This is a genomic window from Nitrospirae bacterium YQR-1 (genome assembly GCA_039908095.1).
Lineage (GTDB): Bacteria > Nitrospirota > Thermodesulfovibrionia > Thermodesulfovibrionales > Magnetobacteriaceae > Magnetomonas.
Genome location: JAMOBJ010000003.1, coordinates 67,643 through 82,845, shown reverse-complemented (window position 1 = coordinate 82,845; position 15,203 = coordinate 67,643). Strand labels below are relative to the sequence as shown.

17 protein-coding genes are annotated in these 15,203 nt (G+C 43.9%); all 17 read left to right on the top strand.

Translation table 11 applies throughout. The annotated features are described in order from the left end of the window. The first annotated feature begins 13 nt into the window (after positions 1–13). Positions 14–685, top strand: a complete 672-nt coding sequence (locus H7844_03215; protein ID MEO5356292.1) for an EcsC family protein — start codon at positions 14–16, stop codon at positions 683–685. Further along, positions 685–1,272 carry a LemA family protein gene (locus tag H7844_03210; GenBank protein MEO5356291.1) on the top strand — a complete coding sequence of 196 codons (588 nt, stop codon included), beginning with the start codon at positions 685–687 and terminating at the stop codon, positions 1,270–1,272. Before H7844_03215 ends, H7844_03210 begins: the two co-directional genes overlap by 1 nt. 21 nt (positions 1,273–1,293) lie before the next feature. After that, the gene (locus tag H7844_03205) at positions 1,294–2,184 is read left to right on the top strand and encodes a cation diffusion facilitator family transporter (GenBank protein ID MEO5356290.1); all 891 of its coding nucleotides are present in this window, start codon (positions 1,294–1,296) and stop codon (positions 2,182–2,184) included. Next, a complete protein-coding gene (locus H7844_03200; protein ID MEO5356289.1) occupies positions 2,181–2,567 on the top strand; it encodes a hypothetical protein in 387 nt (128 codons plus the stop codon). The genes H7844_03205 and H7844_03200 overlap by 4 nt, the downstream gene beginning before the upstream one ends. Before the next feature lie 19 nt (positions 2,568–2,586). After that, positions 2,587–3,252 (top strand): tetratricopeptide repeat protein, encoded by a 666-nt coding sequence (locus H7844_03195; GenBank protein MEO5356288.1) that lies wholly within the window; start codon positions 2,587–2,589, stop codon positions 3,250–3,252. A gap of 36 nt (positions 3,253–3,288) precedes the next feature. Next, positions 3,289–3,510: a hypothetical protein gene (locus tag H7844_03190; GenBank protein MEO5356287.1), complete on the top strand. Its 222-nt coding sequence runs from the start codon at positions 3,289–3,291 to the stop codon at positions 3,508–3,510. A gap of 9 nt (positions 3,511–3,519) precedes the next feature. Then, positions 3,520–5,325, top strand: a complete 1,806-nt coding sequence (locus H7844_03185; GenBank protein ID MEO5356286.1) for a PDZ domain-containing protein — start codon at positions 3,520–3,522, stop codon at positions 5,323–5,325. An 11-nt stretch (positions 5,326–5,336) separates the two neighbouring features. Next, positions 5,337–6,029, top strand: a complete 693-nt coding sequence (locus H7844_03180) for a LemA family protein (protein MEO5356285.1) — start codon at positions 5,337–5,339, stop codon at positions 6,027–6,029. A 39-nt stretch (positions 6,030–6,068) separates the two neighbouring features. Further along, complete coding sequence (locus tag H7844_03175) at positions 6,069–6,494, top strand: hypothetical protein (GenBank protein MEO5356284.1); 426 nt, start codon at positions 6,069–6,071, stop codon at positions 6,492–6,494. 1 nt (position 6,495) lies between these two features. Next, entirely contained in the window at positions 6,496–7,560 is a 1,065-nt protein-coding gene (locus H7844_03170) for a hypothetical protein (protein MEO5356283.1), read from the top strand. Positions 7,561–7,562: 2 nt separating this feature from the next. Next, positions 7,563–8,717, top strand: coding sequence for a hypothetical protein (locus H7844_03165; GenBank protein ID MEO5356282.1), 1,155 nt, complete (start codon positions 7,563–7,565; stop codon positions 8,715–8,717). 14 nt (positions 8,718–8,731) lie between these two features. Continuing rightward, positions 8,732–9,625: a sulfite exporter TauE/SafE family protein gene (locus H7844_03160; protein ID MEO5356281.1), complete on the top strand. Its 894-nt coding sequence runs from the start codon at positions 8,732–8,734 to the stop codon at positions 9,623–9,625. 24 nt (positions 9,626–9,649) lie between these two features. Then, the gene (locus H7844_03155; protein MEO5356280.1) at positions 9,650–10,990 is read left to right on the top strand and encodes a HEAT repeat domain-containing protein; all 1,341 of its coding nucleotides are present in this window, start codon (positions 9,650–9,652) and stop codon (positions 10,988–10,990) included. Then, positions 10,987–11,616, top strand: a complete 630-nt coding sequence (locus H7844_03150) for a hypothetical protein (GenBank protein ID MEO5356279.1) — start codon at positions 10,987–10,989, stop codon at positions 11,614–11,616. The genes H7844_03155 and H7844_03150 overlap by 4 nt, the downstream gene beginning before the upstream one ends. A gap of 4 nt (positions 11,617–11,620) precedes the next feature. Further along, positions 11,621–12,343 carry a hypothetical protein gene (locus H7844_03145; GenBank protein MEO5356278.1) on the top strand — a complete coding sequence of 241 codons (723 nt, stop codon included), beginning with the start codon at positions 11,621–11,623 and terminating at the stop codon, positions 12,341–12,343. A 65-nt stretch (positions 12,344–12,408) separates the two neighbouring features. After that, complete coding sequence (locus H7844_03140) at positions 12,409–12,984, top strand: hypothetical protein (protein ID MEO5356277.1); 576 nt, start codon at positions 12,409–12,411, stop codon at positions 12,982–12,984. A 161-nt stretch (positions 12,985–13,145) separates the two neighbouring features. After that, positions 13,146–15,203, top strand: a 2,058-nt coding sequence (locus H7844_03135; protein ID MEO5356276.1) for a VWA domain-containing protein, incomplete at its 3' end; no start/stop codon positions are given.

Below are 15,203 nucleotides of genomic sequence, written 5' to 3'. Positions count from 1 at the left end.
AGCTATCGGTTATATGGCTGAAAAATATGAATGGTTTGACAAAATCCTGACATTAAGCGGGACACATCTTCCTCAGATTAGAAAAGATGTGTATGAGCTTGTGGAGGAGTTTGACCTTAAAATGGGTGGGGACAAGCCTCAGAAGTATATATCCTATGCCGTTTCCAGTAAGCTTATGAAACGGGCGGCATTTAAAGCGGCGGGTATCGGAGGGCTTACAACGCTTCCTATGACTATTCCGGTTATCGGAACTATAGGGACGGTGCTTGCCGGTTCCATAGTTGATCTTGCTTTGGTTCTAAGAATTCAGATAGAGTTGTGTTTTGCCATATCGGCGGCATACGGGGTTGAGCTGGATGAGGATGAGCTAAAGGCAATAACTCTGGCGCTTTTGGGGTTTTCCGGCTCAAGCCAGGCTTTTAAGGCAACCGCTGCCGGGCTGCTCAGAAGCGCAGTTGATGAGATTGCCCAGGGTTATATCAACAGAGGGGTGGAGGTGGCCACGGTGGAGTTTGCCGAACGCCTTATCCCAAGACTGTTAAAGAAGTACTACAGATACATTCCCTATATAGGGGTGCCCTTAGGAGCCGCCTTCAATCTCGCTTCAACTATGACGGTTGGAAACCACGCAAGGAAGTATTTTAGCGTATGGGATGACGACAATTTAAAGGTAAGCTGGAAATAATGATAAAGAATAAATTTAAATTCAAATATCTAAAATCTAAGTACATATTCACTGCGCTCGGCGTTTTGCTGCTTTATAAGTTTTTGGTGCATGTGTTTATATACAACCAGTTGGTGGATGAGGAACATATATACGATATCACACACAATAACCTCATAGCGGAGGAGCAGAGAAGACATCAGGTACTTGAAAGTGCCGCCAAAGCCGCCGATACCTATATGGAAACTGAGGCAAAGCTATTTAACCTGTTGGTAGAGTTAAGCGGACTCATCAGAGCCGGTGCCGCCCAGGCTGCACAGGGGCATGCAAAGAGCGAAATAGTACGCCTGATGAGTGAGCTGTCATACTTAGGTGAGCGGTCACCGGAGCTTAAGGCAAAGGGGCCTTTTCTGTACCTTATGGATATAAGGACGGCTACGGAGGCGAGAATTTCCTATGCCAGGACAAAATACAATGAGGCTGTCTTTGAGTACAATGATTTTATTTACCTTTTTCCTTACAATATATTTGCCAAATATCTTGGTTTTCATGAGAAACAGTTTTACAAAGCGCAGGAGGGTGCAAAAAATGTCCCAATGGTCAATTAACATCCAAAGGAGATTTGCCGTATGAAGTATCCTGAGTGTGAGTATTGCGGTAAGTGGTCTCCGCGCCTTAGTGTGATAGGGAATTTTACGATGTCCATTTTTAAGTTTCTTGTGGGACTGACAACGGGCAGCAAGGGGCTTATGGCAGACGGTGTGCACTCAATCGCAGACACCATCTCATCGTTGTTTGTGCTGATAGCATTAAAAATTGCCGGTAAACCAAAAGATGAGGGGCACCCGTTTGGACACGGTAAGGTTGAATATTTAAGCACGATGTCGGCAAGTGTGTTTATTTTTATCTGTGCCGTGTTTATTTTAATAGACGCTCTACATAGTTTTAAAACAGGGACGCGGGAAATACCCGACAATGCAGCAATAGCGGCAACACTGCTTGCCCTGCTCTATGGGTGGCTGATGTACACCTCAAACACCTGTGCGGCCACACAGTTAAACTCTCCGGCACTGCTTGCGGATGCCGCCGAAAGTAAAGCCGACAGCCTTGCCTCCATCGCTGTGCTTGCCGGTCTCATCGGCTCAAAACTGGGTTATGTGTATGCAGACACTATAGCGGCCCTTGTTGTTGCTGTGTTTGTTTTTCATATAAGTGTCGAGATGTTTATGAAGGGAGTCAACGGCCTCATTGATGTAGCCGTGGATAAGGACATACTTCAGGACATATCCAGAACCTGTCTTTCCATAAAGGGCATTGAAGGAGTGAAAAAGATACGGTCAAGGTGTATGGGGCAGAAGTGCTCCGTTGAATTGGAGATAGAGGTGTTAAGTTCTAAAACAGTTCTTGAGACGCAGGAACTTGTAGGGTACGTCAGAAACCTTGTCCTTCAAAAGGTGGAAGGAATAGACGAGGTGTTTGTTAAAACCGTGCCTGTGAATAAATGGTGGGGGCTTAGATGAGAGTAAGTAATGATTTTTTAGGCTTTTTGACAGCCGTGTTATTTATCGTGGCAAATGCCTACTATCCGGCTAAAGCACTTACAAAGAAGTTTATAGGGCAGTCGCCGGAGATAGCCAGGTTTTTCCGGACATACCTGGACCTGCATATAACTTTAAACCTTATAGGGTTGCTGCTGACTTTCATTCACGGACATAATGCCGATGAGAGAAACATAATACTTCAGGCCTCTATGCTGGTTACCATTTGGCTGTGTGTGGTCGGAGGTATAATGCAATGGGGAAAAACAACTGCACTTTATAATAAAATGAAGCTGATTCATACCCAGCAGTTTATGTTTGTAGTGTGGATACTTTTGATAATAATCGGACATTCAATATTATAATTATGAGGGGATGGAGTTGATGGATGCAATAAAGAAGTTGAAATTAAACCTTGATCTGAGCGAGTTTAAAATTGTTATGAAAACCGTTGTGACAAACGGCAAACGGTTGCTTGACGGCATGATAGATGCCTACAATGACGTGACAAAGCTAAATCCAACGGATGCAGTAGAGATTTACATAAGCACAGGCGATAAGATGAAGCAAAAGGGCGACTATGAGGGGGCGATAAAGTCTTATAAGAAAGTGCTGGATGTTGACAGCACGCATCTTGAGACGCTTATGAGGCTGGGTAAGGCCTATGTGTATGTGGGACTGCCCAATGAGGCGATAGAGGTGTTAAGCCGTGCTGCAGTGCTAAATCGTTCAGATGCACAGTGTTACTTTTATCTTGCCTCATCCTACTACATGATTGATGAGTATGCAAAGGCGTTGACCGCCTTTAGTGAGTCAATAAGGCTTGACCCTTCCTTTGCAGAGGCTTATTACAAGCAGGGGCTTGTCTATGACAGCATGAATGAGTTTGATAAATCAATAGAGGCATATGAACATGCAATTTCCTTAAACCCAAACTTTATAAAAGCATACCAGAGCATTGGGCTTGCGTATGAGGGCAAGGGGCAGAGGGAGGAGGCACTGAAGTATTTCAAAAAGGCTCTTGAGCTGGAAGGAAAGGGTTTTAAATAAAATACTAATAATATAGAAACAAAAGGAGCGGTGGTTATGACAAGTATAGTGATGGGATTAATAGCAATTTGTTTAGGGTTGTGGGGAGTGGTAAAGTACAAGTGGTATGTGATGGATGTGTTTTTGGCGGTTATGCCGGTAGTGCTGATAGTGGGCGGGTTTGTAGCCCTGATGGCAGGCATTAGAAACACAGGACTTAAGGCCAAGGTAATGGAGAAAAACGGCGATAACAATGATACAGGCAGAGAAGACAGATAGGAGAGGGCCATGGGTGATACTAGCGAAAGACAATACAGAAACAATAACCTCAACGGGTTTGAGCAGCCGCGGGCAAGCTGCCCGAAGAGCTTTAGGCCGTGGATATGGACCCTTGTACTGCTGGCTGTTTTAACGTTAGGCTGGGCTTTTTTTGAAAGCTACAAGGAGGGGGGTATTGTCAAAAATATCCTCGAAACAGACGACATCAAAAAGATGGTCAAAATGAAAAAGCCCAACCCATATGACAATGTTGCTTTGGTGGAACCGATAAACAAAGTACAGGCGGGTTATCACGAAATCATAGAGAAAGTGCGTCCCGCTGTGATAAGCATAGACGTGGTGTTTGACCCTAACCCACAGACCAACGTGGCCTTTCAGGTCCCTGAGCTTGTGGCCAATCCTCCGACTACATATACACGGGTCGGCTCAGGCGTTATAGTGGAGCCCACCGGTTATGTGCTTACAAGTTTTCACGTGATAGACAATGCTAAGAAGATGAAAGGCACGGTTTATTTGCCCGGAGGCGGCAAGGAGTACAAACTTAAGGTAGTAAATGTAAATAAGGAGGCGGACCTGGCCCTCTTAAGGCTTGACGGCGAGGGACCTTTTCCCCATGCTGAACTGGGCGATTCCAATGCAGTGCGCACCGGTGATGTGGTCATAGCGGTTGGCAGCCCGTTTGGATTTGATTTTAGCGTAAGTGTGGGTATAATAAGCAGCAGAGACCGGTCAATTACGGTAGGGGGCAGGGTATATGACGGGCTGTTCCAAACCGATGCGGCTCTGAATAAAGGAAGTAGCGGCGGTCCTCTTGTCAATACAGCCGGTGAGGTCGTAGCGATAAGCAATGCAATTTACTCACCGACCGGCGGCTTTACAGGCATAGGGTTTGCCATTCCGATAAGCGAGGCTTCCCAGTTGGTAGCCGGTGTGGTTGATTTTAATGAAATAGTGCCGCAGGTGGGCGGTCAGATGGTGGCATGGGCAAAGCAGGGTAAGCAGGTAGGGAATTCCTATAAACTGCCGGGCGGCATGATGATAACCCCTCCGCATCCATACAGAGGGAAGTGTCTGGATTGCCACCCTCAATTGTGCCAACTAAATGGGCAGGGGCGTTTGGCGGCTCAAGCCCCTGTGGGGCGGAATCCTTTGGAACAAACCCCTGCGGGACAGAATCCCAATGTGCCCGTAGCTTTACAAGACCCTCAGGCCTCACAGCCCTTTTTCGGCGCACTGCTGCTTGATGTGGATTCCGTTATAGCAACGCACTTTAACCTGCCTCACAGTGGCGGTCTTCTTGTGGATAAGGTCTATCCGGGCACACCTGCGGAGGCGGCGGGCCTGCAGCGCGGAGATGTTATCCTGCGAATTGACGGCAGGCGGCTTGCCAATGTTGCGGAGTTTAAGACCGTCATAGCGGATAAACCGGCGGGTTCAAAGTTTGAATTAGTGGTGGCAACCGGTGATACAAGAAAGACGGTTACTATGAAGACGATACCGGAGCCGCCGTTTCTTCCTAAAATGACACAGGCTGTGAAACCGATAAAAGAGTTCGATTGGCTGGGCTCTGAAATTCAACCGATTAAAGCTCCGCTTTCAGCTTATATCAAAAAAGGCGTCTATGTTTCCGACTCAGGCGGTGTGTTAAAGGCGGCTGGAATCATAAAAGGTGATGTGATAACCTCGATAAATAACAAACCGGTTTATGATATGTTTTCATTTGTCGGCTTAACCGGCCAGGTTAATGTTAAAGAGGGGTTTGTATTGGATATAATAAGGGCGGGACAGCCCATGTTTATAACTGTAAAGGGATAGAAGCAAACAGTATGAATGACAGAGATCAGATAAACGAGATACTGAAAAAGGTCTATGCAGCGGAGCTTGGTTTTATAGAGAAAGCTCCAAACATAGAGCTGAGAAACAAAAATGTACTGAGCAGAATATACAGCACTCTGTGGAGTAGGCAGTCGGGAGCCTTAAAAACCGCTTTCGTAGCTCTTGTTATGGTTGTACTCTCCGCCGGTGTGTATTACTACAACTCATTTATAATGAACTACTACAAGGTGGTAATGGAAAGGGCTCAGATAGAGGCGCAACTGCAAAGGAGAGGCGACCTCATTCCCAATCTGGTGGCAACGGCTGCAAAGTATATGAACTATGAGCAAAATGTATTTATGCACGTGGCCGATGTCAGAGCCGCCGTTAAATCTCTGGATAAGGCTATGCAGCTTAAGGGGCTTAAGCCCGATGACCTCTCGGTGCTGTCTAAATTTCAGGCGGTAGCGGAGGCTTATCCAATGCTGAAGTCATCTGAGGCCTATACTCTTTTGCTAAAAGAGCTCTCCGACACTGAAACAAAAATTGTCGAGATGCGCATTAGTTACAACAGAGAGTCAAGTTATTACAACTCAAGATTAAAGATGTTTCCCGGTAATATATTTAACCTCCTTTTTAATTTTAAGCCGATGCCGGTCTTTGAGTCGGAAATCAGGGCAAAAGTAACTCCGGGGGTTCAATAATGTGTAGAGCACAAATTACTAAAACAGGGAGAGTGAGATATGTCGGATACTGCAACTGCGCTAAAGACTAAAATAAAATCCTTAGATGACGGGCAAAGAGCAGCCTTGCTTGAGAAACTGGCGGATGCCGTTGCCAATATGGAGACGGTATTAAACGAGAAAAGGAATGTATTTGCAACCGTAAGACAGCAGTCTGATGAGAATCTTCAGAATATAATCACAATAATAAAGGGACAACAGGTTCAGCGGCTCGAGTTGGAAAACGAAAAACTGAAAAAGGAATTAAAAGAAGTGATAATGGACACCTCAAAGGTTGAGGGGCTTGAAAACACTATAAAGGATTTAACACACAAACTTACAACCGCTAAGGCTGAGCTAAGCAGTGCTTTGGAGGAGAAAAAGAACGTTGAGGAAAAGCTTAATCGCCTTCAGGAACAGTGGGAAAAGCTGATGCAGGGTGTATAATATGGAAAAGCATAAACCTTTAAATTGGCAGGATATAGGGAGTTTTACAAAGGAAGCCGACGAGCTTTTAGCCGACCGTCTTAAGTATAAGTCGGAGCTAAAAGAACTCTCTGCAACTCTTTTGCAACTCATTGCAGGCTATGAAAGCAAACAGGCCGGCTTGAAAGATGTGTTGGTTGACAATGCTGCAAAGGAAAAGCAGGTCAAATCGCTGCAAGCCGATGTGTTTATGTACAGAGGGAGGTTGTCTTCTATCGGTTCCATGAATAAGGTGGCGCAACAGTATGCACGACAAGAGGATGAGATAAGGGAGCTTAAGGAAAAGTCTGCAGCATCAACCGGGGCGATAACAAAGTATGAAACCGAGACGGCGGCTTTTAGTGAGATAATATCATCCAACTCTGATACAATGGAAACGCTGAAGTTAGGAATTGCAGAGAGAGAGCAGGAAAGGAAATCTCTTAACGGCGAGATTGCTGAAATTAAAAATGTTTCTGATATATTTGTAAAAAAAGCCGAAATGGAAAAAGAGCTTCAGTCCCTTACTGAAAAGCGGGACGGTATCCTACATGAAACAGAAACGGTTAATACCAAACTCAACGAGGACGAAAGTGTGTTGCCCGGGTTAAAAAGCACAGTGGAATCATTAACCAAAGAGCTTGCATCGCTTGAGAAAAAGAGGCAGGAGTCTAAGGAGTATCTGGCACAGCAGGAGGTGTTAAATGCTGAGCTGACCGAGCTTGGCAGCAAAAAGAGGGCTATTGAGTTTTCACTTGAAACACTGCAGACAACACATGAAGAGCTGCTTGCAAAGTTAGAAGCTGAAAAAGAAAAAAATGCAGCAAAGAAGATCGAGGCGGAAAACCTTAAAAAGCAGTTTAAGGAGTTTATAAATGAAATAGGCGTCATTAACCGTGAAAAGGCAAGAATTGAGTTAATAATAAGGGAAAACGAGGGAGTTTTTAAGGGCATAAAATCTTATTTTCAGGAAAACAAGTACATCGAGGCAGAGATAGAGATAATGGAAAAGCTGTTTGAAGAAACCATAAATATACTGAGGATATAACCATGGGCATGTTCGTGGAGCAGGATATAACATACACCAAAGAGGATATACACCGGCTGATAGGTATTTTCGGTGAAAATGTCGTACATAAAATGCGTAAGGCAAATTTAGAGGCCGAAATTCATGAAATCACCAAAGAGCTGGAATATTACAGGGAAAGAATAGAACGGTCTGAGTTAAAAAACTCGGAAGCCGAGAAATCCCTGAAGGAGCATAACGATTTATCCTCAGAGATGACAGAGCAGATTTCTCATCTTAAAAAAGAAAAAGAGCATTTAGAGCGTGAAATAGAAAAGTTTGCCAATATCGAGCAAAAAGCGGCGGAGTTGATAGACAGAGATGCTCTGATATTTTCACTTAAAAAAGAGGTTGCTGTTTCAGAGGGTAAGGCCAAACATCTTCAGAAGAGCCACGAGAAAATAGTGGAAGAGAAAAACCGTTCAGAAAGTATGGTAACCGAGGCTCAAAAGAAGCTGGATAACCTGACTGATGAGACAAAAAAATTAAGTGAGACACTTGCCTTTCAAAAATCCGTGATTCCGCCGTATAAGGATTTAAACGAACTTCAGAGGTATAAGGATGAGGCACAGGGGGAAATAGCCGGCCTTAAAAGGGCAATAGAAAACGTAAACAAAGAGATAGCAAAAAGCACAGAGACCCTTTCTGCACGCACTGCACAAAGCGATAAGGCACACAATGAGCGTCAAAGTCTTACCGCAAAGAAAGAGGAGCTGGAGAGGGAAATTGCTGAGATTACCGGCTACGAATCTGTGGAAGAGTTACAGAAGATAGTGTCGGAGCTTCAATCGGGTAAAGAATCGTTAACAGCTGCACTACATGCTCTGGAAAGCACAAAGACGGAGAGTGAAGGAAAGATAAAGAAGACTGAGATTCAGATAAAAGAAGAAGGGGTTTTTGCAGCGGGGTTTGAAAAGACGGTCAATGATCATGCTCTAAAGCGTGAAGAGGTCAGGACCCTCAAAGAGGAAGTATCGCTTAGGGAGCTGGAAATAGGCGTAACAGAGCGTCTTACCCAGTTTAGTGTTCCAATAGAGGAGTTTCTGAAACTTAACCATAAGGCATTAAAATCAATATCAGATAAGTATGAGATGTCTTTGGAAAATCTTAAAAACGCCTTAGCCGGTGGGATATTGTAGCCGCCGTGAAGAGCATGTTGAAAGTAACGGCACTCATCGCTCTCATTGTGTTGTTAGGGGGCTGCGCTACTGTGCTGACGGTTCCGGAGCATATAACGCTTGACGGGCTTTGGGATGTAATTAAGGTGGTTATAGTAGGATTATTTGTCGGGTTTTTGGGCACAATGATAGGAGCAGGCGGCGGGTTTTTATTAGTACCTATATTTTTGATTTTTTATAATTTCACTCCGCAGCACGCAATAGGCACATCAACGGCGGTTGTGTTTTTAAATGCCCTTTCCGGTACGTTTTCCTACATAGAGCAAAAGCGGATAGATTATGAGCTGGGAGTGAAGTTTTCCGTAATAGCGGTGGTGGGCGTGATAATAGGAGCGTTTCTTACGCAGGCGCTGAATTTTTTAGTTTTCTCCATAATGTTTTCAATTTTATTAATTGTGCTTTCCTATAGCATGGTATTTATGGAGGACTTTTCGCTGGTATGTGAAAAGACGGCGCAACAGCCTAAAAAGCGGGTATTGAATGACGCCTACGGGCAGATACACACATATGCACCGGACTTATCGGTAGGGTTTGGCGGGAGTTTTATTGTCGGTATTCTTTCGGGGTTGCTTGGCATAGGCGGAGGGCTTTTACATGTTCCTCTTATGAGTTTTATCGGTATCCCGATTCACGTGGCTGCTGCAACCAGCCATTTCATCGTAGTGATAACCAGTTTCTTTGGCGTGCTGGCCTTCATAGGGCTGCACACAATAGATTTTGATTATGCTATATTTGTGGGGGTTGGGACAATTTTAGGGGCGGTTTTTGGTGCAAAGGCGGCAAAACAAACAAATGCCGTGGTTATAAAGAAGATAATAGCTTTTTTACTAATTTTCATGGCGTTGAAACTTTTATTGAATCTCAGGTAAAGAAAAAGGGAGGTATATACTAGGATGGAAGATAAATCAACAACGCAGAGGCCCTCTATGCTGAGTGAATTTGCAAAGGCATTAAATGCCGGAGGTGCCGCCATATTAAACATGTATGATTCAACGGCGGACCTTGTTTCAAAAGCCGCAAACTCTGTAGTGAACATTAAGCCCAGGATGCCGGGATTGCCGAAATTCCCTAAATTTCCGGATAATATATTCTCAACAAGACTTGCCGGTGTTGGGCGGAGGAAGGACTTTGACGCTAAGATTAAGGATTACGAAGATAAGGTAAAGAAATTATACGCAGAGATCGGCAGACTTAGCGCTGCGGGCGAGGATGCCGAGTCGGAAAGCGTAAGTGTGATTATAAGACAGGTCAAAGACTACGAACGTGAAATAGAGCGTTTGAGAGGCAGACAGGCGGAGCTTGCGGAACTTGAAAAGCAGGAAGAGGCACAAAAACGCCAGTCTAAGACCGTCTCTATGATAAATAAAAAGGGTAAGCCGGATGACGGTAAAATATCATCTTCAATAGAGACGGCAATCCAGAGGGCGCTAAAGAGTAGAGAGTTTTTGACGGATTCCGAGCGGGAGATATTTGCTAAAATTGCAGGCGATATTCTTGACAGTGAAATGGAGATAAAAATAATGGCGGTATCGGAGCTTGGCCGTTTTGGGTTTAAAGCCGCAGTGCCGATTTTGATAGAGGCAGCCAATTATAAAAATCCGTATTTGATTTCAGACATTATAAATGCGCTGATAAATCTGGGGGATGCCGAGGCCGTACCGTTTTTAAAAGAGACTGCTAAGTTTCCCAACTTCAGGGTAAGGGTAGGGAGTCTGAGGGGACTATATAAACTTGCCTCAGACATTGACGCCCTCCCTGTGCTGCTTTCTGCGTTAAAGGATGAGCACCATGAGGTCAGAAAGACGGCGGCGATGTTTTTAGGCTGGAGAGATTCCGCCGACACGGTTCCCGCCCTTGTGCAGGTACTTCATGATAGAGACGAGGGCGTGAAAAAGGCAGCCATAGCAGCCCTTAGCTCAATAAAGGACAAAGGAGCCGTTTCTCCCCTGATACGCACACTTATGGATGAATCGCGTGAGGTCAGGGAAAAAGCGCTTGAAGCTATAAAGACAATTACCGGCGAGTATGTGTCCTTCAACATTGATCTCAAAGGTGATGTGCTTGCATCGGAAATAGATAAGTTAAGGAGATGGTGGCAAGGCGTAAAGACACTGGAACTATCGCCTTTGACAACTGAATCAGTTTTTCCTGAGCCGGTTTTGCCGGAATCAGTCTCCTCAGAGGCCGCAGTGCAAAGCTCTGAGCAATCAGGGGATACTACAGAGGACATATGATGGATACAGATGAAAATGATGACTTAATGCCGGACAGTGGTTTTATCAGCACTGAGAGCATCCGGGAGGCGGCAATAGCGAAAATCCTGGAAAATCAAGACGAACTCAACTCATATTCCGAGAGTCTGGGTAATGAAAAGAAGGAGCTTTCCAAAGAGGTGGAAACTCTTGAAGAGGAAAACCATAATCTGGAAAAGGAAATAAAGAAGCTCGAATATGAGATTTTAGTAAAAGAGAAAGAGGCTAAAAAGCAGGAGGAAAAAATAAGTGCAATAAAGAGAAAAAACCTGCCGCCACTTTCCGAGGAAAACAGATTAGCCTCAGAGATAAAGTTTTTAGAAGCGGAGAAGGTGCAGTTGATGGAAAAATACAACGAGCTTTCCGACCGGCTCAACACAGAGATAAACAACATCGGAGCCAGCCTCATAGATTTGGACTTTACAAAGGGAGAGACAGAGACTTTCCGGGATAAGACAGAAGAGGCGCAGCAGAGGATTTCAACCAAATACAAAGATTTGGAATACCTTCACGAGCGGCTGAAATGGACCTCTGATGCATTGCTGGGTCTCCACAGCGGCATAAAGACAGTGGAGAGAAATTTTAAAATAAAATATTATAAAAGGTGAGACTATGGAAGACTTTTACTTAACAGAGGAGCCGGAGGATGAGCGTGGTAGTGAACCGGGTGAGCATAGTAATGATGTTGCCATAGAGAGCGGTGGTGATGCTTTAGTGAGTCCGATTGCAAGGAGGTTTTTTAAGGCAAAGGAGTTAAATATATTCAAGTTACTAAATGAAGAGACAGCCTCGCCGAATATTGGCGCAACTGTTAAGGAAATAGTGGTCTCGCTGGTAAGAATGGAGGCGGAGCTAAACGATGTGCTCTCAATAAATGCAGCCTTAGTCAGAGACATAACCGCTGCAAAGGATGCGATTGCGGACCTACGCTTGGAAAAGGCGGAGCGTGAGGCTTTGATTGAACAGATGCGCCAGGAGATACCTGCCAAAAACCAGATGCTTGCAGAGGTAGAGTATATGGTTAATGAAAGAAACGCCGCTCAGGCAACTATTCATGACCTGAAAGTGAAAGCCGAAAAGGCAGTCAAAGAACTCGAATTTGCAAAAATGAGAATAAAAGAGCTTGAAAACGAAAAGGCTGATCTGATAGGAGACGTCGGCGTTTTAGAGTCAAAACTGGAAAAAGCCGCCGGCAAGCTGAACTTTTATCAGCGACGGTTAAATACTTTGGAAGGGGAGAGGGTTATCAGAGAGGGCAAGTTAGCAGATTTACAGAAGAGATACAGGGACAACCTGGATGCTAAGTTTGCAAATTATGATGAGAACCCGGAGTAAGCTGCCGGGAATTGTAATTTATAAATGTACATATAATATATATCAAAAAGGTCTATGGTGAGAAAATGGAAGATATGATGGATGATATGTATTCTGAAAAAAGTGTTTTTGAAGAGGTACATGAACTAATAGATGAGCTAAAAAAGCTGGCCCAGTCTAAAGAGGAGCTTGTAAAGGACAATGTTGTCCTAAAAGAAAAGCTTAGAACTCTGACCGGAGAGGCGGATGGTCTTGATGTTATCATAAAGAGGTCAAAAGAGGAGCTGCAGCGTGTGGAGTCCACAGTGGAGGGCTACGGGGGCGCTATAGCCGGGTTACAAAGCAAGAAAGAGCGCCTTATTGAAGAAATTAACCGCTATAAGGGCAATATTAAAATAGTGGAAGAGGATCTGCAAAACACGGCCGGCGTTAAAACCCACCTTATGGATGAGCTTGCCCAGGCAAGAGACGATAAAGAAATTGTAGTAACCAGGTTCAGAGAAATTCAGAATGTTATGAACTCAATTGAAAGAAAAAAGAAATTGATTATGCCTAAGTTTAGTGAATATGATGTTGTTTTAAAGCAGATACATAAGGCTTTTAAGGAAGTGGAAAGTAAGGTTTCTTTATCTAAAATAGTGCATAATTACCACATAAACTGAAACTCAAACGGAGGGCACGGTATTTATGTCCGTGTGCCGGTGCGTATAAGTACAGGTCTTGGTACACAGATTAGGGATGTTAAGGCGGCGTACTCATAAGGTGGAAGTGGTTGTGCCCGATAGTGTCCTTTCTCCTGTGGTTCTGATGTTGGAGCATAAAAATGCGAAAATCTTTATTTTTTTCCTGTATAGCAGCGATAGTATTTGTTGTTGTGATTTCAGCTGTGACCGCAAATGTTTCCGGTGTAAAGAAGTCTCCGTTTGAATTTCATGATATACAACTTAACGGCAACAGCAGGGTTACGGCTGTAGTGGTTTCCAACGACAGCGATATTCCGCTAAAGAAGGAAAACACCGGTGTAACCGTAGATGGCCAAACAATAGGCGATTTTTCATTAACCCCTGTCAACGATGAGTCAACGGCGCTTATTTTAGCATTTGATGTGAGCAGGAGTATGAATGGAATTCCGCTTGCAAGTGCTAAAAAATACGCTTCCTACCTCCTTGCTCCCATTACCGACGGTAACTATGTAATGCTTATGACTTTTGGAAACTATATAAGGATTCTTGAAAACTTAACTGATGATAAGGACACCCTGATAAGTAAAACAGATTCACTTACGGCTCTGGAGCAAAAAACCTTACTTTACCGCGCAATTTCAGATGGACTTAAATTAGCAGAGAAATCAAAGACGGCAAAGACGTCCATGTTGGTAATTACAGATGCAAAAGATGACCACAGCGATATAACTTTTGAGGAGCTCCTCAAAGATTTTAAAAAGCCCCATATTCCTATACATGTAATGGTATATGGTAACAACCGGCTGTACTTTGAGTCTCTGGATAATATAACAAAGCTTACAAAGGGTACGATGCTGGTTAATCCTGGTTTTGAGGAGATTCAAGGTCTTTCGAGGGCAATCTTCATCCCTAAAAGGGTTAAGTATTTAATTGATTATAAGTACGCCGGAGCAGCGGGAAAGCATGAGTGTCTGGTTAAGCTGAAATATCAGGGAGGGGAGATTTCATTAAAAAGAGAATTTGCTTTACCCCCATCCGGAGCCACTACTGTGCCTGCCGGTACTGCGCAGAGCACGCCCCAGAGTACCCCTGAGCCAAAAAGCACCGTGACTGCTGTAACGAAAGCCGAATCGCCCGGTTCAATCGGAGAGCTGATGCTTAACTATCAGTGGCTTATTTTGTTGATTATCATATTTTTACTGTTCTTAATTGTCCTTATATTGCTATTGAGTAAAAAGAAAGGCGCCGACACTTCAGTTACATTTGCCGTTAAAGATATGCAGAGTGAATTGAAATTAATTAATGCGAGGCTTTCTGAAATTCATAAAAGCGAATTGATAATAACTGATAATGAAGGACTTGAGGGCTTCATTCATAGTTTGATGAACAAGTTTGTTGAGGGTACACACGAAAATATAAAAAATATCCTGAGACGGCTTGAAATAGAAACTAAAAATGCTATAGCAAACATCGGGGAGATAAAGAGTCAGGAATATGTGCTTTTACAGGAGAACATTTCTAATCTTTCCGGCGTGTTGCAATCACGTATAAGCGTTGTTGAGAGCGCCCTTGAGAGAATAAGAGAGATGTATAAAACTGAACAAAGCGCAGGGGCGGAGAGAGCACAGGCTATGGTGGCAGACATACTGTCTGCTAAAATAGCAGAGTTAAAACAGGAGCTTACCGTGAGCTTTAATTCTAAGTATGAAACTCTCACAGGAGCACTAAGTGATATACCCTCAATGAAAATTCAGTCAGAGACATATTATGCCGGAGTTGAAAGCAGACTTTCCGGGCTTTCATTAGAAATTTCCACTATGGCTGCAAACTTTGAAACGAGTCTCAGCGCAGCAATCAGTCAAGCTGTTCAAGAGACAGATTATGAAAAAATTGCAGAGGCCAATAAGGAGACTCTGAAGGATTTTGAGAATAAACTTGAAATGCTGACACTAACCACATGTGGCATACCAACACTCAAGGCCGGATTAGAGGACTTCATGCTGGCAATTGAAAGTAAGCTGACAACTCTTTCAACAGAACTAAGCACTATGGCCGCCGCTTTTGATAATCGTCTTGAGACGACACTTAAACAGAGTGTCCCGACTCCGGTGCATGAAAAAATAGATTATGAAAAAATAGCGGATGCGGGCAAGGAAACGCTTAAGGATTTTGAAAACAGGCTTGAGGCACTGTCATCA

Excerpts from the sequence above, each read along its gene's own strand:
- H7844_03205 (MEO5356290.1), top strand. The coding sequence starts at position 1,294 with ATGAAGTATCCTGAGTGTGAGTATTGCGGTAAGTGGTCTCCGCGCCTT.
- H7844_03140 (MEO5356277.1), top strand. The coding sequence starts at position 12,409 with ATGGAAGATATGATGGATGATATGTATTCTGAAAAAAGTGTTTTTGAA.
- H7844_03190 (MEO5356287.1), top strand. The coding sequence starts at position 3,289 with ATGACAAGTATAGTGATGGGATTAATAGCAATTTGTTTAGGGTTGTGG.
- H7844_03200 (MEO5356289.1), top strand. The coding sequence starts at position 2,181 with ATGAGAGTAAGTAATGATTTTTTAGGCTTTTTGACAGCCGTGTTATTT.
- H7844_03180 (MEO5356285.1), top strand. The coding sequence starts at position 5,337 with ATGAATGACAGAGATCAGATAAACGAGATACTGAAAAAGGTCTATGCA.
- H7844_03185 (MEO5356286.1), top strand. The coding sequence starts at position 3,520 with ATGGGTGATACTAGCGAAAGACAATACAGAAACAATAACCTCAACGGG.
- H7844_03150 (MEO5356279.1), top strand. The coding sequence starts at position 10,987 with ATGATGGATACAGATGAAAATGATGACTTAATGCCGGACAGTGGTTTT.
- H7844_03195 (MEO5356288.1), top strand. The coding sequence starts at position 2,587 with ATGGATGCAATAAAGAAGTTGAAATTAAACCTTGATCTGAGCGAGTTT.
- H7844_03145 (MEO5356278.1), top strand. The coding sequence starts at position 11,621 with ATGGAAGACTTTTACTTAACAGAGGAGCCGGAGGATGAGCGTGGTAGT.
- H7844_03160 (MEO5356281.1), top strand. The coding sequence starts at position 8,732 with ATGTTGAAAGTAACGGCACTCATCGCTCTCATTGTGTTGTTAGGGGGC.
- H7844_03210 (MEO5356291.1), top strand. The coding sequence starts at position 685 with ATGATAAAGAATAAATTTAAATTCAAATATCTAAAATCTAAGTACATA.
- H7844_03215 (MEO5356292.1), top strand. The coding sequence starts at position 14 with ATGGCTGAAAAATATGAATGGTTTGACAAAATCCTGACATTAAGCGGG.
- H7844_03170 (MEO5356283.1), top strand. The coding sequence starts at position 6,496 with ATGGAAAAGCATAAACCTTTAAATTGGCAGGATATAGGGAGTTTTACA.
- H7844_03155 (MEO5356280.1), top strand. The coding sequence starts at position 9,650 with ATGGAAGATAAATCAACAACGCAGAGGCCCTCTATGCTGAGTGAATTT.
- H7844_03165 (MEO5356282.1), top strand. The coding sequence starts at position 7,563 with ATGGGCATGTTCGTGGAGCAGGATATAACATACACCAAAGAGGATATA.
- H7844_03175 (MEO5356284.1), top strand. The coding sequence starts at position 6,069 with ATGTCGGATACTGCAACTGCGCTAAAGACTAAAATAAAATCCTTAGAT.